The sequence below is a fragment of the Rubrivirga marina genome, from assembly GCF_002283365.1.
Lineage (GTDB): Bacteria > Bacteroidota > Rhodothermia > Rhodothermales > Rubricoccaceae > Rubrivirga > Rubrivirga marina.
Genome location: NZ_MQWD01000001.1, coordinates 2,610,995 through 2,626,367, shown reverse-complemented (window position 1 = coordinate 2,626,367; position 15,373 = coordinate 2,610,995). Strand labels below are relative to the sequence as shown.

General features: G+C 72.8%; 14 protein-coding genes. 2 read left to right on the top strand and 12 right to left on the bottom strand.

The genetic code is table 11. From position 1 onward, the window contains the following. Nucleotides 1–19 precede the first annotated feature (19 nt). From hisS to BSZ37_RS10805, 9 genes are all read right to left on the bottom strand, one after another. A complete protein-coding gene (hisS, locus tag BSZ37_RS10845) occupies nucleotides 20–1,315 on the bottom strand; it encodes a histidine--tRNA ligase (RefSeq protein WP_095510570.1) in 1,296 nt (431 codons plus the stop codon). 84 nt (nucleotides 1,316–1,399) lie between these two features. After that, nucleotides 1,400–1,873 carry a PTS sugar transporter subunit IIA gene (locus tag BSZ37_RS10840; protein ID WP_095510569.1) on the bottom strand — a complete coding sequence of 158 codons (474 nt, stop codon included), beginning with the start codon at nucleotides 1,871–1,873 and terminating at the stop codon, nucleotides 1,400–1,402. Nucleotides 1,874–1,963: 90 nt separating this feature from the next. Continuing rightward, nucleotides 1,964–3,040, bottom strand: a complete 1,077-nt coding sequence (locus BSZ37_RS10835) for an RluA family pseudouridine synthase (RefSeq protein ID WP_095510568.1) — start codon at nucleotides 3,038–3,040, stop codon at nucleotides 1,964–1,966. Further along, on the bottom strand, nucleotides 3,037–4,185 hold the full coding sequence (locus tag BSZ37_RS10830) for an aminotransferase class V-fold PLP-dependent enzyme (protein ID WP_179299577.1): 1,149 nt from the start codon (nucleotides 4,183–4,185) through the stop codon (nucleotides 3,037–3,039). The genes BSZ37_RS10835 and BSZ37_RS10830 overlap by 4 nt, the downstream gene beginning before the upstream one ends. A gap of 139 nt (nucleotides 4,186–4,324) precedes the next feature. Next, nucleotides 4,325–5,455 (bottom strand): endonuclease/exonuclease/phosphatase family protein, encoded by a 1,131-nt coding sequence (locus tag BSZ37_RS10825; protein WP_095510566.1) that lies wholly within the window; start codon nucleotides 5,453–5,455, stop codon nucleotides 4,325–4,327. Nucleotides 5,456–5,559: 104 nt separating this feature from the next. After that, a complete protein-coding gene (dprA, locus tag BSZ37_RS10820) occupies nucleotides 5,560–6,711 on the bottom strand; it encodes a DNA-processing protein DprA (protein WP_095510565.1) in 1,152 nt (383 codons plus the stop codon). A 63-nt stretch (nucleotides 6,712–6,774) separates the two neighbouring features. Then, a complete protein-coding gene (locus BSZ37_RS10815; protein WP_095510564.1) occupies nucleotides 6,775–7,494 on the bottom strand; it encodes a DUF3047 domain-containing protein in 720 nt (239 codons plus the stop codon). An 86-nt stretch (nucleotides 7,495–7,580) separates the two neighbouring features. Continuing rightward, nucleotides 7,581–8,258 carry a hypothetical protein gene (locus BSZ37_RS10810; protein WP_095510563.1) on the bottom strand — a complete coding sequence of 226 codons (678 nt, stop codon included), beginning with the start codon at nucleotides 8,256–8,258 and terminating at the stop codon, nucleotides 7,581–7,583. Nucleotides 8,259–8,274: 16 nt separating this feature from the next. Further along, the gene (locus tag BSZ37_RS10805) at nucleotides 8,275–9,981 is read right to left on the bottom strand and encodes a M1 family metallopeptidase (protein WP_179299576.1); all 1,707 of its coding nucleotides are present in this window, start codon (nucleotides 9,979–9,981) and stop codon (nucleotides 8,275–8,277) included. A gap of 186 nt (nucleotides 9,982–10,167) precedes the next feature. Between BSZ37_RS10805 and BSZ37_RS10800 the strand changes: the two genes are divergently transcribed. After that, nucleotides 10,168–10,653: a DUF6252 domain-containing protein gene (locus tag BSZ37_RS10800; protein ID WP_095510561.1), complete on the top strand. Its 486-nt coding sequence runs from the start codon at nucleotides 10,168–10,170 to the stop codon at nucleotides 10,651–10,653. 32 nt (nucleotides 10,654–10,685) lie between these two features. Here the strand turns inward: BSZ37_RS10800 and metG are convergent, their stop codons facing one another. Continuing rightward, nucleotides 10,686–12,821 (bottom strand): methionine--tRNA ligase, encoded by a 2,136-nt coding sequence (gene metG / locus BSZ37_RS10795; protein WP_095510560.1) that lies wholly within the window; start codon nucleotides 12,819–12,821, stop codon nucleotides 10,686–10,688. 226 nt (nucleotides 12,822–13,047) lie between these two features. Here metG and BSZ37_RS10790 point away from each other — a divergent pair, with 226 nt between their 5' ends. Then, entirely contained in the window at nucleotides 13,048–14,010 is a 963-nt protein-coding gene (locus BSZ37_RS10790) for an FKBP-type peptidyl-prolyl cis-trans isomerase (RefSeq protein WP_179299575.1), read from the top strand. 193 nt (nucleotides 14,011–14,203) lie between these two features. Here BSZ37_RS10790 and BSZ37_RS10785 read toward each other — a convergent pair whose 3' ends face one another. Beyond that, a complete protein-coding gene (locus BSZ37_RS10785) occupies nucleotides 14,204–14,926 on the bottom strand; it encodes an AP2 domain-containing protein (RefSeq protein WP_095510558.1) in 723 nt (240 codons plus the stop codon). Between the two features lie 84 nt (nucleotides 14,927–15,010). Then, on the bottom strand, nucleotides 15,011–15,286 hold the full coding sequence (locus tag BSZ37_RS10780; protein ID WP_095510557.1) for a NifU family protein: 276 nt from the start codon (nucleotides 15,284–15,286) through the stop codon (nucleotides 15,011–15,013). Between the last annotated feature and the right edge of the window lie 87 nt (nucleotides 15,287–15,373).

Below are 15,373 nucleotides of genomic sequence, written 5' to 3'. Positions count from 1 at the left end.
GCCCCGGGGTGCGAACGGGTTACGCCGCCGTCTCGCGGACGAGCTCGACCGCCAGCCGGCCGATGGGGACGGCCCGCTGCTCGCTCTCGCCGAGGTCGCGGACCTGGGCCACGCCCTGCGCGAGCTCGTCCTCCCCGAGGATGACAGAGTAGCCCGCCTGCGAGCGGTCGGCGGCCTTCATCTGGGCCTTCATCGAGCGGCCGCCGAGCGCGAAGTCGACGGCGAGGCCGGCCTGGCGGAGCGTCTGGGCGATCCCGAACCCGGCCGCCTCGGCGGCGTCACCGAGGCAGACGAGGAAGACGTCGGGCCGCGGCGGCGCGGGGAACGCGTAGCCCTCGTCCTCGAGGGCAATGAACAGCCGCTCGATCCCGGCTGCGTAGCCGACCGCCGGCACCGGACGCTTGCTCCCCACGGCCTGCGCGAGCCCGTCGTAGCGCCCCCCTGCGCACAACGCGCCCTGGGCGCCGAGCGCGTCGGACTCCAGCTCGAACACAGTCCGCGTGTAGTAGTCGAGGCCGCGGACGAGCAGGGGGTCCTCGACGTACGGGACGCCGAGGCCGTCGAGGAGCGTCTTGACCGTCTCGTAGTGGGCGAGAGCTTCGTCGCCTACGAAGTCCGGGAGCTTGGGTGCGTCAGCGAGAAGCGCGCGCTCATCGGGATCCTTCGTGTCGAGGATCCGGAGCGGGTTCGTCTCCAGCCGCTGGCGGGACGTGTCCGAGAGGACGTCGGCGTGGGGCTCGAAGTACTGGCGGAGGGCGTCGCGGTAGGCCGGGCGGTCGGCGGCGTCGCCGAGGGTGTTGAGGCGGAGCCGCGTATTCGTGACCCCGAACGCGTCGTAGACCGCCCGCATGTTGGCGATGACCTCGGCGTCCGCGCGCGGGTCGTCGGAACCGAGGAGCTCGGTCCCGAACTGGTGGAACTGGCGGAACCGACCCTTCTGCGGACGCTCGGCGCGGAAGCACGGCCCGAGGTAGTACAGCCGCTGGGCCCCGCCGCGCTGGTCGAGGTGGTGCTGGAGGTACGCCCGCATGACCGGCGCCGTGACTTCGGGGCGGAGGACGTACGTCTCCTTCGTCCGCTCGACCGTAAACATCTCCTTCTGCACGATGTCCGTCGTCCCGCCGACGCCGCGCGCGACGAGCTCGAGCGGCTCGATTACGGGCGTCCGGACCTCCTCGAACGCGAACCGCTCCATCACGCCGCGGACCACGCCCTCGACGTGGCGCCACGCGGACGAGCCGGGGATCTCGGAGCCGCCCGAGCTGTGAGCGTCGGGGAGGACGTCGAACGTGCCGCGGATCGTCTGATAAGCCATGCGGAGGCGGGCAGATGGGACCGGAAGGTCCGGCGGGACCGCGCGCGTCGACACGCGCACTCTGCGAAATCCGACCCGACGGGCCTACACGTTCGCCTCGGCCTCCACGACGGCGGCCACCAGCGCCTCCGGGGTCTCCGCCTCGGCGATGCGATGGCGGACCTTGGCCGCGCTCAACACGCGCGACAGATGCGCCAGCAGACGGACGTGCGTCGCCCGCGCCGCCTCGGGCCCCGCGAAGAGGAGGACGAGGTCGACGGGCGCGCCGTCGTGCGCGTCCCAATCCACCGGGACCGCGAGCGTGCAGAGCGTGGCGACGGTCGACGTCACGGCCGACGTCCGGGCGTGCGGAAGGGCCAGACCCTCCCCTACTCCGGTCGACATGAGCGCCTCCCGGCCCTCCACGTCGGCCGCCAGGCGGGCGGGGTCGACGACGGAGGGACAGTCGGCGAGCAGGCCGACGGCGATGTCCACGGCCTCTTCCCGCGTCGCCACCGACACGCGGACCGCCACACGGTCGGGAGCGAGGAGGTCGGCGAGCCGAGGGATGTCAGTCATGCGGATGATGCGGGGCGCCGGTAGGTACCAGCACCCCGCATCCGGGGTCCCGCCGCCCGGCGACGGGCGGGATCACGCCCCCCTGCCCGATCAGCCGGGCTCGACCCCCCGAAGACGACCGACCACCCAAGCCATGTCGTCGGGGAGGGGCGCCTCGAATGAATGCACGTCTCCCGTGTCGGGGTGGACGAACCCCAACGTCGCCGCATGAAGAGCCTGCCGGGGACCGAGGCGGGAGAAGAGGTTCCGGACGAACGCCTTCCGTGACCCCTCGGCCGATCCGTAGACGATCCGGTCCCCGCCGTAGGTCGTGTCGCCGAAGACGGGGTGCCCGACGGAGGCCGCGTGGACGCGGATCTGGTGCGTCCGTCCGGTCTCGAGTTTGAAGCGCACGAGGGCCGTGTGGGCAAACGACTCGACAGGCTCGTAGGTCGTGGCGGCCCACTTCCCCTCCCCCTCCGGGCGCACCGACATCTTCTTCCGGTCGCGGGGGCTCCGCCCGAGCCAGCCCTCGACCCGGCCGGGGCCGTCGAGCCCCCCCCAGACGAGGGCGAGGTAGCGCCGCTCGATCGTCCGCTCGGCGAACTGCTGACCCAGATGGGCGGCGGCGATGTCCGTCTTGGCGACCACCATCAGCCCCGTCGTGTCCTTGTCGAGCCGGTGGACGAGGCCCGGCCGAATCGTCGGGTCCCCGTCGAAGCGCGGCCCGGCCGTCGCCGTCGCCAGCCCGACGTCGTCGTCGTCGGAGTCCTCGACGTCGTCGGCCGCGAGCGGGCCGGCGCCGACGTGGTGGAGGAGCGCGTTGATGAGCGTCCCCGAGCGGTGCCCGTAGGCCGGGTGGACGACCATCCCGGCCGGCTTGTTGACCACGAGGAGCGTGTCGTCCTCGTAGACGACGTCGAGCGGAATGTCCTCCGGGACGACTTCGATCGGGGGCGGACGCATCACGCGGCACACGATGTGGTCGCCGGGCTGGACCGGGGTCGAGACCTTCGTGACCGTCTCGCCGTTGACGTCGACGTTGCCGTCCTTGATGCCGCGCTGGACCTTCGAGCGCGTCGCGTTCGCCGTCTTGTCGGTGATGTAGACGTCGAGCCGAACGGGCGACTGGCCCGGCGGGACGTCGAGTTCGATGATCGTCTCGATCTTGTCGGGCTCCTGGCTCATGCAGCGACGGGGCGGCTGAAGGAAGCGACGGCGTCGAGCGCGAGGTCGACCGCCTCGGGACGCGTCTGGGCGTGGGCGGCGAACCGAACGAGCCGGCTCCGCAACGAGCAGGTCACACCGCGCTCGACGAGGTGGGCATGGAGCCCCTCGGGGTCGTCGGCGCGGACGGTGACGATGCCGGACCTCGGCTCCCCCTGCGGCCCGACTCGGTCGTACCCGAGACGCTCCAACCCGTCCCCGAGGCGGGCCGCGTTGGCGAGCGCGGCCCGTTCGATGGCGTCCGGACCCACCCCGAGGATCGCGCCGAGCGCGGCGTCGAGCGCGTAGAGCCCGGCCGTCGGCATCGTGCCGACGTGGAAGCGGGTCGCGTCCGGGTGGAGGTCGGTCGAGATCGCGTCGAAGTCGTCCCAGTCGACGGGCCCGTTGAGCCAGCCGCGCATCGGCCGGAGGCGCTCCATCAGATCGGGCGCGACAGCCACGAAGCCGGCCCCCTGCATCGCCCCGAGCCACTTGTGGCCGCCCGTCGCCAGCAGGTCGATCCCGAGCGCGCCCGCGTCGAGGCGGACGGCGCCGACCGCCTGGATGGCGTCGACGGCCAACAGCACGCCGCGGTCGCGGCACAGCGCGGCGATCGCCTCTAGGTCGCACCGAAAGCCGGACAGGAACTGGACCGCCGAGACCGCCACGACGCGCGTCTCGGGCCGGATCGCCGCGGCGACGTCGTCGACCGAGAACACGCCGTCGCGGTGCGCGACCCGGTCCACCTCGACGCCGAGGTCGGCCAGGCCGAGCCACGGGAGCAGGTTGGCGGGGAACTCGCACCCGGGGACGGCCACCCGATCGCCCGGCATCCAGTCGAGCCCTTGGACGAGGAGGTTCAGCCCGTACGAGGTGTTCGGGACCATCGCGACCCACTCGACCGGCACGCCGACCAGGTCCGCGGCCCGCCGGCGCGCTCGCTCGATCCGGTCGAGGTCGGCCGGGAAGTTGTTCGGCGACCGCCCGTCGATGCGCCCCGCCCGTCCCTCGAGGTAGTCGCCGACGGCGTCCGTGACGTGCCGCCCGAGCACGCCCGTCGCCGCGTGGTCGAGGTACGCGCCGTCCGCGGAGACGTCGAACAGGTCGCGGTAGGCGTCGAGGGTCACAGCGGAGGAGCGGAGGAGCGGAGGAGCGGAGGAGCGGAGGAGCGGAGGAGCGGAGGAGCAAGATGCCAGGCGCCCGCCGGAGCCGCCAGGGCGCCGTGCCGAAGACGTCCGGAACTTTCCAGACGCCGCCCCTCGCCCCTCATTGGTCCTCCCGGACCCGCTCGCGGTGATCTTCGGGCGTCTCCTCGGCCTTCATCCGCTCCGCCTCCTCGACCATGTGGCGCCCCTCCTCGACGTCCTCCTGCTCCGCCTCGGGCGCCTCCTGGAGGGGCTGGACGGCCGGGTTCAGCTCGAGCTCGATGAGGATTGGGAAGTGGTCGCTCCCGACGTTGCCGAGCCGCCGGAGCTCGCGGAGAGCGAAGTGCTCCGAGTGGAAGACGTGGTCGAGCGGGTAGCGGAGCCACCAGTGGTCAGCGTGGAAGGTCGAGAACGTGCCGCGGCCCACGCGCGGGTCGAGGAGGCCGGAGAGCTCCTGAAAGAGGCTCGTCGTGTGGCTCCACGCCACGTCGTTGAGGTCCCCGCCGACGACGACCGGGCCGTCGTGCTGGGCCACGTCGCGGCCGGCGAGCACGAGCTCGGCGTCGCGGAGCTCGGAGTCCTGCTGGATGTCGGGCCGCGGCGGCCGCGGGTGGAGGACGACGAGCGACACCGACTCGCCGGAGCGGAGCTCGACCGACGTGAAGAGGCTCGGGACCTCTGGCTCGACGAGGTGGCGCACTTCGGTCTCCGACAGCGGCAGCTTGGAGTAGACCAGCATCCCGTACGTGTCGTCCTGCGGGACCTCGACGTAGTGCGGGTAGTCGTCGGCGAGGGCCCGCGCCGTCTCGGCCCACCACGCGTCGGTCTCAACGGCCGCGATCACGTCGGGGTCGGCCTCGCGCATGACGTCGAGCCAGCGGTCGCCGTCGCGGTTTTCCATCAGCACGTTCGACACGACGAACCGGAAGCGGCGCGACGAGTCTGCGAGGACGGGGTCGGCACCGATCGTCTGGACCGAGTGGAGCGGCGTGTACGGCACCATCCGGACGACCTGATACGCCGTCGCCACGGCCAGCGCCACGAGGAGCCCCCACTCCCAGGTGTTCGGCTCGCCGAGCCAGAGGTCGAACGCGGCGTAGAGCACGAGCACGACGACCGCCGCGGCGGCGATCTGCATCCGCGGGAAGTCGAACATCCGGACCCACCACTCCGACGACCGGACGAGGGGCAACACGGTCGCGAGGACGAGGGCGACCGCGAGGACGGTCAAGGTGATGCGGATCGCGGTCACGGGGCCAAAGAGAGGGGCCGAGCCTACGGAGCGGTTCGGCTGCCGTTCCTCCAGCGCCCCACGGACCGCTCGGGGAGGTACCGATGCGCCTCCCGACGAGGGCCCTACGTCCGCGCGAACTGCTTCCCTTGGAGCTGGCGGACGACCCCTCGGAACTCGAGTTGGAGCAGGTACACGAGCGCCGTCGATGCGTCGAGGTCGGCGTCGACGCAGACGGCGTCGAGCGGGCGTGGCTCGGTCGTAAGCACGTCGACAAGGCGCTGCTCGACGCGGTTGAGTGGGAGCTCGGGCTCTTCAGGCCGTATGGGCAACGCCTTCGGCGTCTCGAGTTGGGGCGCGATGGCGTCGAGCACGTCGACAGCCGACGTGGCCAGGGCCGCTTCCCCGCGCTGGATCTGGCGGTTCGTCCCCCCCGCCTCCGTGAACACCGAGGCGGGCACGGCGAACACCTCGCGGTTCTGCTCGAGGGCGATCCCTGCGGTCAGCAGCGCCCCGCCGGTCTCGAACGCCTCGGCCACGACCGTCGCGCGGCAGAGGCCGGAGACGACCCGGTTGCGGCGTGGGAAGTTGGCGGCGTCCGGCGCCGCGCCCAGGGGGAACTCCGAGACGACGGCCCCAGCGTCACGCTCCAGGATCTGGCGGACGACCGGGGCGTGCCGCGACGGGTAGATCCGATCGACGCCCGAGCCGAGGACGGCGATCGTCCGCCCGCCTGCCGCGAGCGCCGCGCGGTGCGCGGCCACGTCGACGCCGTACGCCAGCCCGCTGACCACGGTGACGCCCGCGGCGACGAGGTCGCCTGCGAACGCCTCCGCGACTCGCCGGCCGTAGTCGCTCGCCCGCCGCGTCCCGACGATCGCCACCGCGAGGTCGTCCGCCTCGGTGAGCCGCCCGCGGACCCAGAGGTGCGATGGCGGGTCGTAGATCCGGCGAAGGAGGTCCGGGTACTCGGGGTCCGAGAGCGCCACCAGCCGAGCCCCGACGGACGCAGCCCGGCGGAACTGGGCGTCGACGGAGGGCCAGTCGTCCCACGCGCGGATCGCCTCGGCGGTCTGGCGCCCGACGCCCTCGGCACGGACGAGCCGGCCGACGGGCGCGCGCATCACCGCGTTCGCGCTGCCCAACGCCGCCAGCAACGCGAGCACGCGCCCCGGCCCGACGCCCGGCACCAACGACAGGGCCACGAGCGCCCGCCGCTCCGCCCCATCGGGCAGGTCGAGTTCCGGCGTGGATTCCGATGCGAACAGGTCGGCCATGCCCGAACCTAGCGCGACCCGCCCGAACGGAGTCCCGGCGGGGGCGCGTCCGGCACCCGTCCGCTAGCGCGTCGTCAGGCGGATGTCGCCGAAGTAGGCCGTGGCCGCGCCGCCGGTGTTGTCGGCGTCGGTCATGATGGCGACGCCCGAGATCGGCGGCGGGTCCTCGCCAAACGCCGCGCGATAGTCGCGGATGAGGTCGCGGCGCTCCGTATGCCACTCGCCGAGGCCGGCGGAGCCGCTCCGTACGGGCACCATCTGGACCCAGTCGGTGAACGCGTTCGGCACGATCGCCGTCTCGCCGGACTGGTTGGCCCAGACGTAACTGAGGGCGCGGACGGGGATGTCGTCGTAGCCCAGCGCGCGGAGGGCGCGGTACTTCAGGCGGTCGCCGAAGGAGAGGTCGCCGGGGTCGTAGTCGAACGTGACGTAGATCCGGGCCGGGTAGTCGTCGCCGCCGCGGCGCCGGATGTCGCCGCCCGCGATCACGTTGTCGGCCTTCCAGCGCCACGTGAGGACCGGGAACCGAGCGGCATCGATGGCGATGCGCCGGACGAGGCCCGAGGCCGACCCGTCGGCCTGGCCCTTGACGACGGTTGAGCCGCCGTCGCGGACGAGCGCGTAGTTGCTCCGAGGCGCGTCTCCCAAGCTCATCGTCTCCCAACCGTTGATCGTCCCGCCGGGCGACATGTTGGAGAACGACGCGACGACGTAGTCGCCGGGCGCGAAGGCGGTCAGGCCGAGGACGAGCGCGGCGAGCGCGAGAGGTCGGAGTCGGGGCATGGAAGGTGTCGGATGGCGTCTGGAGAGAAACGAGCCGGCTCCGGCGCCGATTCCACCCGGCTGTAGGACGCCGCCGCCCCCCCCCGTCAGCCGCCCCCGGCGCCGAACGGCGCCCCCTCCAACGCGGCCCCGAGGCGCACGGACTCGACCGTGGTCACCCCGGTGACCACACCGCCGACGGCCTGGCGGACGCGGTGCGGCACGAACACGCCGTCGACCTCGCGGTAGTCGCGGAGGACGACCTCGACGTACTCGCGGCGCCCCCCCTGCCGGCGGAACGTCGTGATCCGCGCGGGCCGTCCGGCGTCGTCGAGCCCGATGATGAGCGGATCCCGACGGCCGGGCACGTCGACGCGGAGGAGATCGGCGCCCAGGGCCTCGGCCGAGAGCTCGGCGCGGCGGGCGGCGAGAACCAGCGGGCGGAGCCAGAGCGCAGCCTGGAGCGCGTCCACGGCCGCCTCGGGGAGCGCTCGGACCGAGTCGCCAGCCGCCACGCGACCGGCCTCGCCGTCCAGCCACGTCGCGCGCTCGGGACCGTCGGTCTTCGCGGTCCAGCGAGCGGCGTCGGGAAACTCCACGGCCAGCGTCGAGCGGACGGTGACGGTCGCCTCCCCCACCGTCGCGCGCGTCCGCGACCGGACCTCGAGGGTCTCGACCGCGTCGATCCGCGCCCGCCCGCCGAGCGCGTCGGCGAGGGCGGCCAGCGGGTCGGGCTGAGCGGCCGCCGAGGCGGACAGAGCGAACGCGAGGACGGCGAGGCGCATCGTCAAGGATAGCGCGCTACTCCGTCGGCGCGAAGAGGAGCCGCCCATCGGGGTCGAGCACGAGGTCGGCGCCGGACGCGGCGGCGACGGTCCCCACCCCGCCCGCCATCGCGACGCGCTGGCGGCGGCCGTCGACCGAGACCCAGACCGGCACGTCGAAGGCGACATCGGCGACGGCCTCGGGCAGCACCCACCGGATCGTCGCCTCCCCGTCCCCGCGCTCGACGGCGAGCCGCGGGAGCTCCGGCTGGCGGATGTAGACCTCGAACACGCCCGACAGATCGCGGCCCGACGCCCGCGAGAACGCCGCGAGCACGTCGTCGGTCGAGACGAACCGGGCCTGCCGGCCGTCGGTGATCGCCTCGGCCTGCTCTGACGGGTAGAGGATCGAGCGCATCGCCGCGAAAAACCGCTCGTCGTCGTCGATCAGCCCGCGGAGCGTGTGGAGGAGCCAGCCGCCCTTGACGTAGATGTCGGGGTTGCCGCCGCGCTGGGCGCCGTACATGTACTGCGTCGTGCGCGTCTCGCGCGGCGCGAGCGGGATCCGGTTGACGATGCCGCCGCGCGTGCCGGCGAGGTACGCGAGGTAGGCCGCCTCGGCGGCCTCGTCGCCGGACCGGCGGCGGGCGAGGTCCTCGGCGTAGAGCGCCTCCGAGTAGTTGGCGAACGACTCGTGGACCCAGAAGTCGCGCCAGTCGGGCGCGGTCCCGAGGTTGGCCCACCACTCATGGGCGAGTTCGTGGAAGTGGAGCCAGTCGAACCCATAGGCGTTGTCCCCGAACTCCGAGCCGTAGGCCACAAGCGTCTGGTGCTCCATCCCGAGGTACGGCGTGTGGAGGACCTTGTAGCCGTCGGCGCGCCAGGCGTACGGGCCGTACGTCCGCTCGAGGAAGGCGAGCGCGTCGAGGAAGCCGGGGAGTTGGCGTTCGGCGTCGGCCACGCGGTCCGGCAGGACGAAGAACGGGACGGCCTGGCCCCACCCCGCCGGGCTCTCGTACTCCGCCTCGACCACCTCGTACGGCCCGATCCCGAACGAGACGCCGTAGTTGTTGATCGGCTGCGTCGTGGCCCACGTCTCGGTCGCCGTCCCGTCGCCGTTCTCCACGCGCCCCTCCCAGACGCCGTTCGAGATCGCGCGGAGCTCGGCCGGGACCGTCAGCGACACGCGGACCGAGTCGGGCTCGTCGGACGGATGATCCTTGGCGGGCCACCAGAGGTCGGCTCCGTTCATCTGGCAGCTCACCGCCACCCACGGCTGACCGTCGGCGGTCTCGGCCCAGGTGAACCCTCCCTCCCACGGCGGATTCGGCGCCACGCGGGGCGTGCCCCCATAGGCCACGCGGATCCGGAGCCCCTCGCCCGGCTGGGCCGTCCGCCCCAGGTCGACGCGGAACCGGTTGCCGTCGCGAGCGAAGCCTCGGGCGAGCGCCACCTCCTGCCCGCTCCCCACGACGTACCCGACCTCCTCCACCGCGGAGATCGCGAGGGGCGCGTCGAGGTCGAAAACCAGTTCGGACGTGGGCTGGACGACGCGGGCCTCGGTCGTCGCCGTCCCGGCGATCGTGCGGCCGTCGGCGTCGACGGCGAGGTCGAGCTCGACGTAGGTCACGTCGATGGCGGCCTGCTCAGGGAGGAGCGGGAGGCCGGAGTCGTTGACGCCGGGATCGCCCGGCTGAGCGCTGGCGGCGGTCGCGAGGGCGGTGACGAGGAGGAGTCGGCGCATGGAGAGAAGAGACGGATCCAAGAACCTAGCGCCGCCCGCGCCGGCGAAAGGTCCTGTCCGATTCGCTCGCGCCATGCTCCATCTCCGTCCGCGAGTGGGAGGGACGTTTCCGCATCGACCGGGAGCGCGGGGCACTTCCGACGCGGGGGTGGGTTCGACGGCCTCCGAACTTCCCCTCCCCCCGACATGCGCCCTGCCCTCCTGCTCCTCGCCGTCCTCACGCTCCCCGCCTGCGACGCCGTCAGCGACGCCGTCGACGACGCCGCGTGTCAGGCCAGCGGCTACGCCGACAGCGGCACGGTGCGCGCGACCGTGAGCGGCGATTCGTTCTCCGGCACCTGCGTCCGCGTCGACCGCGAATCCGGGACGCTGACGATCGTCGGGGCCGACAACGTGGTGTCGCAGAACGACCAGGAGATCATCACGCTCGCGCTCCCCAGCGACGACCTCCGCTCGTACGACTTGAGCAACGACGTGGCGACGGCCGCCTTCGCGCGTCGGACCGAGGACCCGAACGACCAGAGCGACGAGGTCTACGTCGCCACGAGCGGCACGCTGACCGTCACGGCGGTCTCCGACGACTCGGCCGAGGGCACGTTCGCCTTCTCGGCCCGGAACGCGAGTGGGGCGACCGTCGAGGTCTCGGGTGGCCGGTTCGACGTGTCGTTCTAGCTCCTCCCGCCTCGGCGCCGAGGCGGAGGAGGCTAGCGGACGACGGCGCCGGGCTCGCCCTGCGCCTCGACCGGCCAGAGCGTCCCGTCGCGGTCCTCGGCGAACAGGATCATCCCGTTGCTCTCGAGCCCGCGGATCGTCCGCGGCGCGAGGTTGGCCACGACGACGACGCGCTTGCCCAGCAGGTCCTCCGGCGCGAAGAACTCCCGGACGCCCGACAGGATCTGGCGCGTCTCGAAGCCGAGGTCGACGTCGAAGCGGAGGAGCTTATCGGCCTTCGGGTGGAGGTCCGCCGCGACGATCTCGCCCACGCGGAAGTCGAGCGGCGTGAACTGGTCGAACGTGATCTCGTCGCCGAGGTCGGCGTAGGGCGCCTCCGGCTCCGCCTCGGCGCCCTCCTCGGACGCGTCGGCGCCGGCCGCCGCGGCGCGGTCTTTCAGTAGCTGGAGTTGGGCCTCGACCTCCTCGTCCTCGACCTTCCGCACGAGGATGCCCGGCTCGCCGATCACGTGGCCCGCGTCGAGCGTCGTCGGCCCGACGTCGTCCCAGCCGAGCCCGTCGACGCCCGCCTCGGCGGAGGAGCGGACGCCGTCGAGCGCGAGCATCCCGCGGAGCCGCGAGGCCACGCCGGGCACGACGGGCTCGAGCAGGATCGACAGGCCCGCCGTGACTTGGAGCGCCACGTGGACCGAGTTGCGCATCGCGCGCTCGTCCGTGGTCCGCGTCTTCCACGGCTCGGTCTCTTGGAGGTACTGGTTCCCCTTGCGCGCGAGGTCGACGGTGAGGGCGACGGCCTCGCGGAGCCGGTACGCCTCGTAGGCCGCGGCGATCTGGGCCGGCGCCTCCGCGAGGAGACCGAGCATCTGCCGGTCCTGGTCCGTCGGTTCGTCGAGGCGGGGCACCTCGCCGTCGCAGTACCGCGCGGCGAACGTGAGCGCGCGGTTTGCGAAGTTGCCGACGACGTCGGCCAGCTCGCCGTTGACGCGGTTCTGGAAGTCGGACCACGTGAAGTCGGCGTCCTTGGTCTCGGGCAGGCCGACGGCGAGGGCGTACCGCAGGAGGTCGGCGTCGAACGCGTCGAGCGCTTCGTGAGCCCAGACTGCCCATCCCCGTGAGGTCGAGAGCTTCTGGCCCTCCAAGTTCAGGAACTCGTTCGCCGGCACGTGCGCCGGGAGCACGAACTGCGGGAGCGATGGCTGCGCCGCGTTCGCCGTCATGAGGATGGCCGGGAACGTGAGGCAGTGGAAGACGATGTTGTCCTTCCCGATAAAGTGGACGAGCTCGGGCTCGGTCCCGTCCTCGTGGACCTGCCAGTAGCGCCGCCAGAGGTCCTCGTCGCCCTGCGCCTGCGCCCACTCCTTCGTGACCGAGAGGTAGCCGATGGGCGCGTCGAACCAGACGTAGAGGACCTTCCCTGCCGTCTCGCCCTCGACGCCGTCGGGTACGGGCACGCCCCAGTCGAGGTCGCGCGTCATCGAGCGGTCCGTGAGGCCGGCCTGGAACCAGCTCCGGACCTGGCCGAGCACGTTCGGCTTCCAGTCCGTCTTCGTGCCGATCCACGCCTCGAGCTTGGGCTGGAGGTCGCCGAGCGGGAGGTACCAGTGCGTCGTCTCACGGCGCTCAGGAGTGGCGCCGGAGAGCGTGCTCCGCGGGTCGATGAGGTCGTCGGGCGAGAGCGTCGAGCCGCAGTTCTCGCACTGGTCGCCGTAGGCGTCGGGGTAGCCGCACACGGGGCACGTGCCCTGGACGAACCGGTCGGCGAGGAAGAGGCCAGCCTCGGGGTCGTAGAGCTGCGTCGTCGTCTTGCGGACGAACCCGTGGGCGGCCTCGATGGACCGGAACAGGTCCTGGCTCGTCTCCCGATGCGTGTCCGAGGTCGTCCGCCCGTAGACGTCGAACGCGATGCCGAACCCTTCGAAGGCCGCCGCAAGCTCGGCGTGGTACCGATCGACGATGGACTGCGGCGAGACGCCCTCGCGCCGGGCCCGGATCTCGATAGCCGCCCCGTGCTCGTCGGACCCGCACACCCACACGACGTTGCGCCCGGCCAGCCGCTGGTAGCGGACGAAGAGGTCGGCCGGGAGGTAGGCCCCGGCGAGGTGGCCGAGGTGGAGCGGCCCGTTGGCATACGGGAGCGCGGACGTGACGAGGAGCGGGCGGGCGGACATGGCGGCGCAGAGGGGGCGGCCAAGCTACCCGCGCCGGCCGCGAAGGTGCCGTGAGGCCCCGCTCCGCCCGCCTCGGTCGCGTCCGCGAGGGAGCCGAGGCCGGTGGGTGGGACGGCCGCCGCGCGGTCGGATCGGGGTGACCGATCGCTCGGGAGCATTCCCCGAAGCGTCACAACGCCCCCAGCGCGGCCCCGGTAGCTTCACCGACTCCCCACGGAATCCCTCCATGACCCTCCGCTTTCTCCCCCTCGCCGCTGTGCTGGTTGGCTTCGCCGGCCTGACGGCTCTCGCGGGCTGCGAGGGCGCCGGCTCCGGCGCCTCCGGCTCGGCCGACCTCGACGACATCGCCAACGGCTCGCCGTTCGAGCAGGTCTCGTACAACGTCGGCTTCCAGTCGGCCCAGCAGTTCCTCCAGCAGGACTCGTCGTTCAGCTTCGACCGATTCGTCGACGGGTTCAACGCCGGGCTCCGCGGCGACTCGGTCGAGATCGCCTACGCGCTCGGGCTCCAGTACGGGCTCCAGCTGGCGCAGGACACGCTCGACACGCTCGACCGCGACCTCTTCCTGGCCGGCGTCCGTTCCGGCCTCGCCGGCGACTCGGCGCGGATCTCCGTGGAGCAGTTCCAGGCGGCCCAGGCCGTCGTCGAGGACTCGATGGCGATCCGCCAGCTCCGCGCCCAGGCCCGGACCGACGACCAGGCGCGCCGCCGCCTCGGCGAGATCCAGGCCAACGCCGTCACGGCCGACTCCTTCCTGACGGCCGTCGCGGCCCGCCAGGGCGTCCATCGGCTCGGCGACACCGGCGTGCTCTACTCGGTCGAGACGGAGGGCGAGGGCGCGAGCCCGTCGCCGGGCGACCGCGTGGCGGTCCGCTACCGCGGCCAGTTCGCGAACGGCGAGGTGTTCGACGAGTCCGGCGAGGAGCCGGCCGTGTTCGCCGTCGGGCAGGTGGTCCCGGGCTTCCGCGACGCGCTCCTCGACATGCAGGAGGGCGAGACGCGGACGGTCTACCTCCCGCCGGCGCAGGCCTACGGCGTCCTCGGCCAGCCGGGCCGCGGCGGCCAGGGCGGCATCCCGCCGAACTCGGCGCTCCAGTTCGAGCTCACGCTCGTCGAGGTCCTCAACATGACGCCGCCGCCGGGGGCCTTCGGGCCGGGCGGGCAGCCGGCGCTCCCGCCGCAACCGTAGCGCTACCGCGCCGCCGCGCGCTCCGACCGGGGCCGCTCCGATCCGTTCGGGGCGGCCCTCTTTTTGTCCACGCCCCTCGCCGACACGCGCCGATCCGGTCCGCCTCGGGCACCCGTCGGGACGCGGCCGGGGATCACCGACGGTGCGTCCCGACCGCACGGTCCCCGCGCCCCTCGACTCCGCCGAGGCGGACCTAGCTGAAGAGGGCGTCCTCGAGCCGGCGCATCGTGGCCTCCTCATGGGCGAGCGCGTCCGCGCGGCTCTCGAACCGGCGCGGCTCCGGTCGCGCCGCTGGCGTCTCCACCGCGGCCTGCTCGACCTCGGCGCGCTCGGCCTTGGCGCGCTCGGCGGCCCGCTCCGTCCGGATCTCCTCGGCGATCTGGTCCTGGAACGGCTCCTGGGCTCGGGCGAACATGACGTGCGGCTCCTCGACGGGGTAACCCGCCGCCTGCCGCTCGCGGTACAGCTTGAGGCACCCGTTCCAGAGCGCCCGTCGGAGGCCCCACTTCTCGACCGAGTACGACCCGGCCTTCCGCTTGCCGTCGGCGTTCACCCAGTTGAGCTGAACGTACAGCTTCGGCGTCGGGCCCTCGTCCTTCTCGCGCACCGAGAGGCCCACGACGCCCGTGTTGCTCCAGGCCTTTCGCGGCTTCTGGGGCTCGTCGGGGATGGAGTCGAGCAGTCGGTCGCGGTAGGCCAGGGCCTCGTCGAGCGCGCCCTCGCGGCCGTCGTGCTTCGCGTCGGCGAAGAACTTCGACAGGCGCTTGCCGTCGCGCCGCGCGCGGACCTGCCACCCGTGGGTCGGGTGACGGCGCGGGTGGGCCTCGGACGGCTCGATGTCGATCCGCGTGATGTGGTGGAGCCGGCGCGGTTCCGGCTGGCGCTCGTCGGCAGCGCCCGCAGTCTCAAGGGCCATCGGGTCGGGGTGAGTCGACGCGGGTCGGCCGCCAGGCGGCAGCCGATTGTTAGCGAACACGGCCGAGCGACCGACCGAGGCGGACTAGGCGGCAGCCGGGGCGACGGCCTCGACGCGCGTGATCTCGGGGACCGCGCGCCGGATGGCCTGCTCGATGCCGGCCCGGAGCGTCATCATGCTCATGGGGCACGTGCCGCAGGCGCCGAGGAGCTGGAGCTCGACGACCATGTCGTCGGTCACGCCCTGAAGGCGCACGCTGCCGCCGTCGGCCATGAGGTAGGGCCGGATGGCGTCCAGCGTCTCCTCAATCCGTTGGCGGAGCGCGGGGTCGGCGGGGTCGAGAGTCGGGTCGTCTGCCATGTCCGCGGGGGGGAGCCGGAAGATACCACCGGGCAGGGGCCCGGCGTGATGCGCCAATGAGACGCAGTGGGGGCCGCCAGTCCTACC